Source organism: Syntrophaceae bacterium, assembly GCA_013177825.1.
In the GTDB taxonomy this organism is placed as follows: Bacteria; Desulfobacterota; Syntrophia; order Syntrophales; family PHBD01; genus PHBD01.
On sequence record JABLXX010000003.1, the window covers coordinates 376,383 to 387,652 of the forward strand.

The following is an 11,270-nucleotide window of genomic DNA, read 5'->3' on the forward strand; positions in this document are numbered from 1 at the left end:
ATTCATGATAATCGGGAGTCGGATTGTATCAGTGTTATCTCATGTTAGCGTATTTCAAGGCTTTTTGATAAACAGGATTTTTCCTGTAACCTCCATAGGCTATATCGGACATTGTAAGTCCATAGTAAAGACAATTTGCCTCGATCAGGACAGGTCCGGCAGGACCGACTGCCACATCCCATCCAATCAATGCCGGCGGCAGCGATTCCGCAGCCCGTGTGACGGTTTGTTTAACCTCATTAAAAAACGGGATCTGAAAGCCTTTGAAAAGAATGCCATTCAAAGGATTGGCTATGAACGTTCCAAATACCCTGGACCCATGAAAGAAGTTTTGAGCTTTTTCTTTGAGATATCCATTGTCCAAGTGGATACCTACGAAAACTCCGCCTGCTGAAACGGCGTCTATATAATTCCCCCCGCCACCCACGCGTAGCAATGCTGAAATGATCTCCGCCTTGTTGTGCGGCGCTCTGAACGTGTCTATCCGCATGGTATTCAAAGATGTTGGGTTAAGTCTGGACAACTCGGGATGCTGAAAGACAACCTGCTGATAGACGTAGCTGTTTTTACTGACTGAAGAATATAGCCGTTCTATATCTAGAGTTGTGTTCAACTGCTCGCGATTGACCCTAAAAGCTCCTACACCTTGAGTCCCGAGCATGGGTTTTAGAAAAATATCCTCGATTCTCCCGTTTGCCATAATATGGTTGAGCGACTCTTTCATCGATTGTGGCGAGGATAAATCGTTGATGCTCCAAGTCTCAGCTTCTTTAATATGCATTTTATCCAATAGATTATAACCAAGAAGGCGAGGCACAGGAAAACCGTTACGTTCGAAATGTTCCATAAATGACAACTTATTGGTTATGAAGTAACCAAGTTTCGGGTTGTTGATCCTGTCCTGTACTTCAATTGCCTCTCTCTTGGAAACGTAATCTAAGAAATTGTGAACATCACGTCGATACATGAAACTGGTGAGGTAATGCAATGCTATGCATCTTTTCGAAATAGTGCACAAGAGAAACTCCGAACACATTTGCTGCAGGTCTTTTCGCTCCGGATCGGAGAATACCATCCCGAGATAGCGAAAATTATTGAGCATCTTTCTCGTTAATCCTTTTATTTTCAACATGAATCGAGGAACCCCCCAACAGGATTAAAACCAGAATTTCAAATACGGCGGTTTTCTGATGAGATGAACAATTTCTTGGTAATTATGAACAATTCTGCAATCAGCCTTGTTTAAAAGATGTCTATGGACCTGAACGGCGGAAAAATATTTAATAAAAAAAGGATTATCCATAAGTTGGTTCACGTTAATTCACGGTTTCCGCATCTGCAATTCTCAGGGCACGATCAAAGACATCCACAGCCCAATCAATTTCATCCTTGGTAATGGTCAGAGGAGGAGCCATCATAATCACACTAGCTACGCCTGGCAGACAGTAAATACCCTCCTTCATCGCCTCAGCCAAAACCTTCAGCTTGGCTGTCGGTTGCCTTGGTCCCTCGACCAAGCTATCATGCAAAGGTTCTTTTGTGCGGAGATTTCTTACCAATTCCAATCCTACAAACAGCCCCTTACCGCGGACATCGCCGATAGAAACATGCTTCTGCTGCAGTTCTTTCGCTTTCTCCAGGAGATAATTTCCCATCTCCGCAGATCTTTCGATGAGACCATCCGCTCGATAAGCTTCGATCGCTGCTACGCCGGTGGCCATGGCCAATGTATGTCCACTGTAAGTGTGGCCATGGACCACCGGATTTCTTTCAAACTTTTCCGCTACCCAGGATCTAACGCTCGTGGCACCCAGAGGGACATATCCGCTCGTAATTCCTTTGGACATGGTAATTATATCGGGAACGACTCCCCAGTGTTCAATGGCAAACCATTTCCCTGTACGTCCGAAACCGGTCATCACCTCGTCGCACATCATGATGACTTCGTATTTATCACAAATTTCTCGTATTCTCTGCCAGTAGCCGTCCGGTGGGACAAGGACGCCATTGGAGCCGACGATTGGTTCGGCTATGAAAGCCGCAACCCTTCGGGTGCCACCTTCTAAACGGATGACCTCCTCAACGTGCTTGGCACATTGCAGATCGCAGCCGGGATAGGTTAATCCGAACGGACATCGATAACAATAGGGGTCCAGGCAGTGGATGATACTTGGGATTGATGGTTCGCAGGCCCAGTTTCGATAATCGTTGGAGAGAGCCAGCGCGCCCATTGAAGAGCCATGATAAGATCGCCATCGGGCTATGATTTTTTCTTTTCCCGTGGCAAGGCGAGCGAGTTTTATTGCGCTCTCATTAGCGTCAGCTCCGCTCGTCGAAAATAAGGTCTTATTAATGTCACCGGGAGTAATCTCGGCAAGTAACTTTGCCAGTTTTGCTTTTGGCTCGGTGGCAAAGGGCGAGGCTGCAGCGGGCAAATTTGCTGCCTGGCGGGAGATCGATTGGAGTAACCTCTCGTCAGCATGACCCAGATTACAAAAAACAAACATCGAACTAAAATCTAAAATTTTTTTACCAGAAATGTCGTAAACATAATTCCCTTTTGCATGGTCAATAATCACCGGGGACAACCCTTTTTGCGGTACCCAAGGGTAAAGAACATGATTCTGTTCATATTGACAAATGGTTGCAGCGTTCAATCGGCTTCCATTTGTGAGATTCATTCTTAAAGTGTCCTCCTTTTTACAAATATCTATTCCGATCCTCCTTTTGAGGTATGACTGAAAGCTGTAGATAGCTTCTCAGCCTGTTACCCAGGCAGATGGCAAAAGTTTTATTCATTTCAAAGCACTGAGGGTTGCCCTTGCTTCATCGGCGCCCGAAAAGGCCGGGTCGAGCCTGAGCGCTTCGCTCAATTCCTTTTTTGCCAGGTCACGGTTGCCGTTTTTGTAATAAGCCATGCCCAGATGGTAGCGAATCAGGGGCTGATTGGAATACTTCTCTGCAGCTTCCTTTAAATACACAATCGCCCTGCTGGGGACATTCTTCTTGTAATAAATCCAGCCGAGCGTATCAGAGATATTGGGATCCTCCGGTGCCTGTTCTTTCGCCTTTTGCGCCATGTTGAGGGCCACGTCGATGTTTCCGCCCCGTTCCGCATAGAGGTAGGCCAGATTGTTCATGGCCGGCGTAAAGTTGGGATTAATCTTTAATACCTTTTCGTAGGTCTCTTGCGCTTTGGCCAGGTTCTTTTGACTTTCATCGATCATCCCGAGAGCCATGAGGGCTGAAAGGTTGTTCGGTGTCTTCTTGATAACTGCCTCATATTCTGCCTTTGCCTTGTCCACCATTCTTTGCTGAATATAGAAATTACCAAGGGCGGTTTGCAGCGAGGGCAGGTTGGGGGCAAGCTCGACTGCTTTTTTCAGGTTGGCTTCCGCTTTTGCGACATCCTTGCTGGCTGCATAAAGCCCCCCAAGCAGATTGTAAAAAAAGGGATTCTTTGGACTGATGCTGATCTGTTGTTCCACTCTCTGTATGGCCTTTTGGGGTTCTCTTCGGCTCATATGAACCGAGACGATGAGCTGCAGAGGATCCAAGGCATTGGGATGTAAAGAGATGGCCTTTTCGAACTTGGCCAAGGCGTCCTTTTCTTTCTTCTGAATCAGGAGTATCCGACCCTGCTGAGTATAACCGATAGGATTATTGGGGGCGATCTTGACAAGATTCTCGAATACCTTGGTTGCCTCTGGAAGATTTCGTTTCACCAGATAGCTATTGCCGAGCAGAAGGTGGGCCTCCATGCTCCTCGGATGGGAGTTCAGCACAGCCTTGATATCGTCGATGGCATGGTCGGCGTTACCTTCCCGAAGGTAGATCTCTGCCAGGAGTAGGCGTGGTTTTTCCATCCTGGGATTCAGTCTGACAGCCTCTTCCAATGAAGCCTTCGCCTGTTGCACATTCCGGTTTCCGAATTGGGCCATGGCGATCAGGTAATGGGTTAAGGCATCTTTGGGATTATCCTTGGCATAGGCCTGAAAAAGATTCAGCGCCTCGTTATACTGATTGCGGCTCAACAGGATTCTTCCCTTGAGGAGCATTGCCTCATGGCTTTTGGGATTGATTTTCAGAATGTCTTCCGTCCATTTCAATCCCTCGTCAAATTTCTTTTCCTGGATGTAGAAATCGGCCAATCTCGCGAGAGCCTGAATATTTTTTGAGTCTTTTGACACGGCAGCCTTGAAGGATGCCTCGGCCTTGTCTTTCTTGTTCCAGGCAAAATAAAAATTCCCCAGATGAACCTTCAGGGAAGACTCGTCGGGTGAGAGTTCGGTTGCCCTGATAAACTGTTTTTCCGCCTCCTCCGGTCTGTTTACTGCCGCATAATAATTCCCCAGCATCACGGCCGCTTTGGCTTCTTTCGGCGCAATCCGTGTCGCTTCGACATACTCACGCTCCGCCAAATCCTTTTTGCCCGTTCGCAGATAGAATTCGGCCAAGGCAAAACGTGCCTTCAGTTCTTTTTCGTCAACCTTTATGGCCGCTTTGAGCATCTCTTCGGACTGGGACAAATCTTTCTTCAGGAAATAAAGGTTTGCCAGATGTAGATAAGCCTCCAGTTTCTTGTCCCCACCAGTCGCCTTCCGGCTCTCTTCGATGGCCTGATCAAGATTCTTCTCCGTCAGGGCAATGTTACTGAGCAGCAGGTGAGCGGAAGAGTTGTTCGGATCCTTTGCCAGAATAAATTGCGCTTGTTCTCTGGACTTCTTCTGATCCCGGGCCATGAGATATATTTGCCCTAACTGGATCCGGGCATCGATCAGATTGGGATCCAATTCGACCGCTTTGGACAGAACAGCATAGGCCTCACGGATCATCTTCATCCGCAGGAAGGTCATGCCCAATTTGTAATAGGCCTTTGCATGCTTGGGATCCAACTTGATTACATTCTTGTATTCGATGGACGCTTCCTGCAGTTTATTGCTCTGAAAATACTGTTCCCCTTTTTTCATGTGCCGTTCAATCTTCGCCTCTTTTGTGCACCCTGCCGTAACAAAGCACAAAGACAGGATTATCAGCCCGCAAATGAGAACCAAGGTGTTTTCTCTTTTACAATTCATAGCATATCTCCTTTGGGTGATGCTTTCGGCGATGCATTCGAAATACCTTTTTACTTAATTATTAATGCTGCTGGACATAAATATGTCGTTTTGCTAATACACTAAATCGAACGATAACTCCATACATGAAATATCTTACCCAGGTGGTGTCTAATGAACGTTTCGAAACCCGAAGTGATGAGGCATATCCCTTTTATTCTTGGAGCTCTTGCTGCGTTGGGAATGGATTATGGACCAACGAGAGACCTTTTTGCCTCCAGCTTCAAGAGGGATTATCATACTCTGATCCCCTTTATTCCCCTCATAACGATCTATCTCCTATATCAGAAAAGAAAAGAAATTCGAGATAAAATGCAATATTCGTACAAACTGGGGGCGGCTGGAGTCATTGCCGGTGTTGTCGGTTATGCCATTGTGTTGTTCTTCGGGAGGGGGCTCAATCCGAATGACTATTCGACAATCGTCACCTTGTCTTCCCTGGTGATGTTATGGGGATCTTTTCTCTTTGCATACGGCAGGAAGGCATTTACGGCCGCGCTCTTTCCCCTCCTGTTTCTTCTTTTTGCGGTCCCGGTTCCGGCTTTTATCATGAACGAGATCATCACCTTTCTGCAGATCGGCTCCACGGAGTTCGCTAACCTTCTGCTATGGGTATCGCAAGTCCCTTATTACAGGGATGGTTTTGTATTCCAACTGCCGGGCGTGATCGTCGAGGTGGCGCCGCAATGCAGCGGAATTCGATCGGGGCTGGCACTGTTCATCACCGCCCTGTTGGCCGGTTACCTCTTTCTCGATTCCTGGTGGCGGAGGGTCGTCCTGATCGTCTGCGTGTTTCCGATCACGATGCTCAAAAACGGCATTCGCATCACCACGCTGACTTTGCTGGGTGCTTACGTGGACCCGCGGATTCTGCAGAGCTCTCTGCACAGGGAAGGAGGCATTCCTTTTTTCATCCTCGCGCTGCTTCTGATGGCGCCGATCCTTTTTTTCCTGAAGAGGAGGGAGGGAAAAGCATAATATAAATGCTGATCAGGATGGACAGCCGGCATGGCAGTAGCGGCCATGATAAAAAGTTTTCTGTTTGCGGGTAGAGGGTAGGGTGAGGGTGTGATATTCTGATCTTATGAATTTCAATGTATCGATATCTCTTATTGCGGCGGTGCTGACCACGGGAATTGCCATCCTGGCCTTGTGGCGCGATACCCGTTCTTTCGTTCACCGCATATTTGCTGCCGGAATGGCGGTGTTTGCTCTAGAGGCGGGGCTCAGCGGGCTCGCCTACATGGGACAGTCGCTCAATGAGTTCCTCTATTGGCGGCGATCCCAGTTTCTGCTTGCTTCCCTCCTGCCGGCACTCTGGCTTCTCTTCAGTGTGAGTTTCGCCCGGGCCAATTACCAGGAGCAGATATCAAGATGGAAATGGGTCCTGATTTCCTCGCTGGTGCTCCCCGTTACCCTGGTTGTCCTGTTCGGGCATGGCTTCTTTGCGGGGCCTCTGGTTCTGACGCAGGCACCGACTCTATATTTGCCAATCGGCCCGGCCGGTTACGTGTGGCACCTGCTGTGGGTCATCATTTCGGTGATCATTCTCATGAACCTGGAGCGGACATTTCGTCATGCCACCGGTCATATGCGCTGGCAGACGAAGTTCATGTTCCTCGGGATTGGGGGGATCTTCGGAACCATGCTTTTCACGCACAGCCAGACCGTTCTTTTTAAGGGCGTTAATACAGGCCTCGATGTTCTCGACCTCGGAGCGCTTCTGGTAGGTGATCTCCTGATTCTTCGCTCCCTGTTTAGGGGAAAGCCGCTGAATGTCTCAGTGCAGCTCTCCCATGCGTTTCTATACAATTCATTCACCGTCCTCATTGTCGGGGTGTACTTCATCACCGTGGGCGTTTTGGCATGGGTTGCCGTTCGCTTCGAGTGGATCCGCAATATCCATATCGCCATATTCCTTGTCTTCCTGGCCATTATGGGAATTGCCGTCATCCTGCTGTCAGACCGTCTGCGGATGATGAGGAAACGCTTTGTCAGCCGCCATTTCAAGCGTCCCCAGTACGACTATCAGAAGATCTGGGAGGGTTTCACCACACAGACTACTTCGGTAACGCAGACACGCGAGCTTTGTGATGTCGTCGTCCGGATGGTTTCGGAAACGCTGGAGACCCTTTCCGTCAGCATCTGGCTCGTGGATGATAAGCAGGACAGGCTGTCGTTCGGCGGCTCGACGGTGTTTACCGCCGCGCAGGTCATGGACTCGAGGCTTTTCGGAGAGGGAGGCAGGCAACTGATCAGGGCCATGTCCGATCAGACAATGCCGGTGGACCTGAACGGACGCGAGGACGACTGGGTGGCGGACCTGAAGCGAATCTATGGATTCGAGGAAACCAAGGAATCCAGGATCCGATACTGTGTGCCTCTGAGTGCCGGCGGCCAGCTTGTTGGAATCATGACCCTGAGCGAGAAGGTGTTTTACGAAGCCCTATCCTTTGAAGAATCCGAACTGGTCAGGACCGTTGCGAACCAGGCGGCGGCGGGCCTGCTGAACCTCCGGCTTTCGGAGCACCTTCGGGAGACGCGTGAACTGGAAGCCTTCCAATCCATGTCCGCTTTTTTCATGCACGACTTGAAGAACCTCGCGTCGAAGCTCTCCCTTGTGACCCAGAACCTGCCCATTCACATCGATAATCCGGAATTCCGGACCGATGCGCTTCGCACGATCTCCCAAAGCGTCGAGAAGATCAATTCCATGAACAGCCGCCTCACCCTGTTGAGCAAGGAAATGATTCTGTCGTTCAGCCGGATCGATCTGAACGAATTTGTCAAGAGTTCTGTCTCCGATGCACAGAGCTACCTCAAGGCGACTGTATCCCTTGATCTGGGTACCGTACCGGTCCTGTCAATCGATCCTGAGCAGATGCATAAAGTGCTTGAAAACCTCCTGATGAATGCATCGGATGCCATGGTGGCGGCTGGGCAGATCGGTACCAGCAACCCGAAGAATGAGGCTGGCAATCCGGGCGAGGCAGGGCAAATATCCGTCGCGACGCGCTGCCAGGACAGCTGGGCGGAGATCTGTGTCCGTGATAACGGTTGCGGGATGTCCAGGGAATTTGTCGAGAAGTCTCTTTTCCGGCCTTTCCAGACAACGAAGAAAAAGGGGATGGGAATCGGCCTTTACCACTGCAAGACAATCATGGAGGCTCATGGAGGCCGGATCGATGTTGAGAGTGAAGTAGGGCGGGGAACGACATTCAGGGTCCTGTTGCCCATGAAATAGAAATACAGTTCCGCTGTTTTCAGAAAAATCCCGGGAGGAACATATCAGAGTCATGAGAAAGCAAAAGCTTCTGATCATTGATGACGACGAGGATCTGCGCACCCAAATGAAATGGGCCCTGGCGCAGGACTATGATGTCGTGCTCGCAGAGGACCGAGCCAGCGCGGCAGCCGCGATGAAGAAGGAAAAACCCGCGGTGGTTACCCTGGATCTCGGCCTCCCTCCCGTGCCTGCAGGCGTCGAGGAGGGGTTTGCCGTTCTGGACGATATTCTCAATGAGCACGGCCAGACGAAAGTGATCATCATCACCGGGCGCGGCGAAAAGGAAAATGCTCTGCGCGCTGTTGAAAAAGGGGCCTACGACTTTTTCTATAAACCGATTCTACTCGACGAGCTAAAGATCGTGCTCCGGCGCGCATACCATCTTTCCCAACTCGAACGGGAACAGAGGGATCTGCAGAGGCGGCTCAGCGGTGACACCTTCGAAGGGATGCTGGGGACCTGCGGAAAAATGCAAGAGGTATTTACAGTTATCCGCAAAGTGGCGACGACGGATGCCCCTGTTCTCGTTATGGGCGAAAGTGGCACAGGCAAGGAACTGGTCGCCCGAGCCATTCACCGGCTCAGCATGCGCCAGAATGAGCCGTTCATTGTGATCAACTGCGGCGCCATCCCCGAAAACCTAATGGAAAGCGAACTATTCGGCCATGAAAAGGGTGCCTTCACCGGAGCACACATACAACGCAAAGGGCGATTCGAAATGGCCGAGGGGGGTACCCTTTTCCTTGATGAAATCGGCGAGCTTCCTCTTCCCTTGCAGGTGAAACTGCTTCGCTTCCTTCAGGATCGTGTTATCGAGCGGGTCGGAGGACGGGAGCTGATCGAATTGGATAACCGAATCATCGCGGCCACTAATCGTGATCTGAAAGAAGGTATGAAAGACGGGACTTTCCGAGAGGACCTCTACTTTCGCCTTGGTGTTATTACAATGTTTCTTCCCCCCTTGAGGGACAGAGGAGGGGATGTAATCCTCCTGGCCAAGGCCTTCCTGGACCGTTATGCGGACGAAAGCAGAAAGAAGATCAAGGGTTTCACAGACAAGGCCATGGATGCTATTGAACAGCATCCTTGGCCCGGAAATGTTCGTGAAATGGAGAATCGGATCAAGCGCGCCGTGATCATGGCTGAGGGTTCGAAGATCACTCCAGTGGATCTGGAGATGGGGGTGCCTGAACTGAGGCACGAAAATTTAGGACTGAAAGAGGCACGAGAAATCATTGAAAGAGAATTGCTTACAAAAGCCATCGCTCGAAACGGTGGAAACCTGACCAAGGCTGCCGCTGAGCTTGGAATCAGCCGCCCAACCCTTTACGACATGATGGAAAAGTTTGGAATGCCGAGGACTTAAGGTGGGTGTCGGGACCTTTTACAAAGCAAAACCGGCTCATTGTCGGCTCTTGGTATTGATATCATTGGAATAATCAGGTCGTGAGGCCTGTGCTGCTCCTTCAATGGCGTCATAATTGTCGGGTTTGTTTACATATTGAATGCAAGAATGATCCATACGCTTCTGTATAGCGTCATGATAACAGTATGTTATAGTTGTTGGCACTTCAATTGCATCTTGTTGCTCGAAAGCGGGAGTTTTGATGTTCAGGTCTTAATGATCAAGTGCAATTCAAATCCTTAGAGGAGGGTCATATGAGAACAAGGTATATAAGAAAGGCAATGTTCTTTGTGGGGCTGGTGATCGCGATCTGTGCTATTGCGATGCCGGCGAGTGCAACGACTTTATCCTATTCACAGTCCACAGGTTTTAGTGTTGCGGCCGGAACGCTTGCTTCCGATGACGCATCCACACCGTTTAATGATATCAAATGGTATCAGTACAGTTCCATTCCGCTGCCTCCCACTGGTTACTACAATACCATCTTTTGGGGGGTGAATAACAACAATGGTGGATTGAAGACCAGTGATCCTTGGGGGAACGCTCAGTATAGCGCCCTGAGACTGCTTGGTCAGGCTGGAACGGTTTCGACGGGCGATTGGACCACGGACGGCTGGGGTGATTGGGCAACGATCACGACCCTCTACCACCAGAACAAATCGATCTCGAGTACCTTCTACACGCTGGCGTCCGCCATTATCTACTCCGAGCTCACTATCGGAACAGCCATGGATGCTAATGCAATCCCGATCACCTTCAATGAGACGCTGAACGCGGGTACTTGCGCCGGGCCATCGGGTATGGGAACGTGCCCCGATGAATTCACTTTCTTGGCACTGGGTTTTGCCCCGGTCACCTTCTGGATGGATGGATACAAATACGAGGCAGCTTTCCAGTTGGCGGAATTTGATAATTCGCAGGTGATTTGCGATGACGATGGTAATTGCTCAGTCTGGACCGCCGAAAACGAGACGAGTTCAATGAGCGTTCAGATGGCAATTCGCATGGTCCCCGAGCCCGCAACCCTTGCCCTGCTCGGTATCGGTCTGCTCGGTGTCGGAATCGTCTCGCGGCGCCGCAGGAAAGGTTAATCTCCAGCAAACACTTGGTTCATTGCAAAACAAGAATAAGAAAGGCGGCCTTCGGGCCGCCTTTCTTTGTTTGGTGCGCACGGCATGAGCGTACCCTTAGCCTGGTAATACGGGGCGTACCGCAGGAGTGCGAGGTGAAGCCGAGCAGGAAGCGGAGCGTGATGAGGCACGGAGGCACGTAGAAGACGGCTACCGGGTGGTGGTCGATGTGGATTTGGAGAGGTTCTTCGATCGGGTCAATCAAGACATCCTGATGGATCGGCTGTCGAGGCGCGTCGGGGATAAGGCCGTTCTGCGGCTGATCCGTCGCTACCTGGTGGCCGGGATCATGGATGGGGGGTGATCCTGGAGCGGTATTAGGGGGGGACGCC

At 50.2% G+C, this 11,270-nt stretch carries 7 protein-coding genes and 1 pseudogene; 5 read left to right on the forward strand and 3 right to left on the reverse strand.

Annotated elements, in window-relative coordinates:
* Positions 1 to 34: 34 nt before the first annotated feature.
* The 3 genes from HPY65_09405 to HPY65_09415 form a co-directional block, all read right to left on the reverse strand.
* Positions 35 to 1,132: a hypothetical protein gene (locus HPY65_09405; GenBank protein NPU84691.1), complete on the reverse strand. Its 1,098-nt coding sequence runs from the start codon at positions 1,130 to 1,132 to the stop codon at positions 35 to 37.
* Positions 1,133 to 1,316: 184 nt separating this feature from the next.
* A complete protein-coding gene (locus HPY65_09410; protein NPU84692.1) occupies positions 1,317 to 2,681 on the reverse strand; it encodes an aminotransferase class III-fold pyridoxal phosphate-dependent enzyme in 1,365 nt (454 codons plus the stop codon).
* Positions 2,682 to 2,795: 114 nt separating this feature from the next.
* Positions 2,796 to 5,078: a tetratricopeptide repeat protein gene (locus HPY65_09415; protein NPU84693.1), complete on the reverse strand. Its 2,283-nt coding sequence runs from the start codon at positions 5,076 to 5,078 to the stop codon at positions 2,796 to 2,798.
* 153 nt (positions 5,079 to 5,231) lie between these two features.
* Here HPY65_09415 and xrt point away from each other — a divergent pair, with 153 nt between their 5' ends.
* The 5 genes and pseudogenes from xrt (at position 5,232) to HPY65_09440 (ending at position 11,239) form a co-directional block, all read left to right on the forward strand.
* Entirely contained in the window at positions 5,232 to 6,095 is an 864-nt protein-coding gene (gene xrt / locus HPY65_09420; GenBank protein NPU84694.1) for an exosortase, read from the forward strand.
* A 106-nt stretch (positions 6,096 to 6,201) separates the two neighbouring features.
* On the forward strand, positions 6,202 to 8,361 hold the full coding sequence (prsK, locus tag HPY65_09425; GenBank protein ID NPU84695.1) for a PEP-CTERM system histidine kinase PrsK: 2,160 nt from the start codon (positions 6,202 to 6,204) through the stop codon (positions 8,359 to 8,361).
* A 52-nt stretch (positions 8,362 to 8,413) separates the two neighbouring features.
* Positions 8,414 to 9,769, forward strand: coding sequence for a PEP-CTERM-box response regulator transcription factor (gene prsR, locus HPY65_09430; protein NPU84696.1), 1,356 nt, complete (start codon positions 8,414 to 8,416; stop codon positions 9,767 to 9,769).
* 293 nt (positions 9,770 to 10,062) lie between these two features.
* Positions 10,063 to 10,899 carry a PEP-CTERM sorting domain-containing protein gene (locus HPY65_09435; GenBank protein NPU84697.1) on the forward strand — a complete coding sequence of 279 codons (837 nt, stop codon included), beginning with the start codon at positions 10,063 to 10,065 and terminating at the stop codon, positions 10,897 to 10,899.
* Positions 10,900 to 11,065: 166 nt separating this feature from the next.
* A pseudogene (locus tag HPY65_09440) lies at positions 11,066 to 11,239 on the forward strand (group II intron reverse transcriptase/maturase).
* Positions 11,240 to 11,270: the final 31 nt, after the last annotated feature.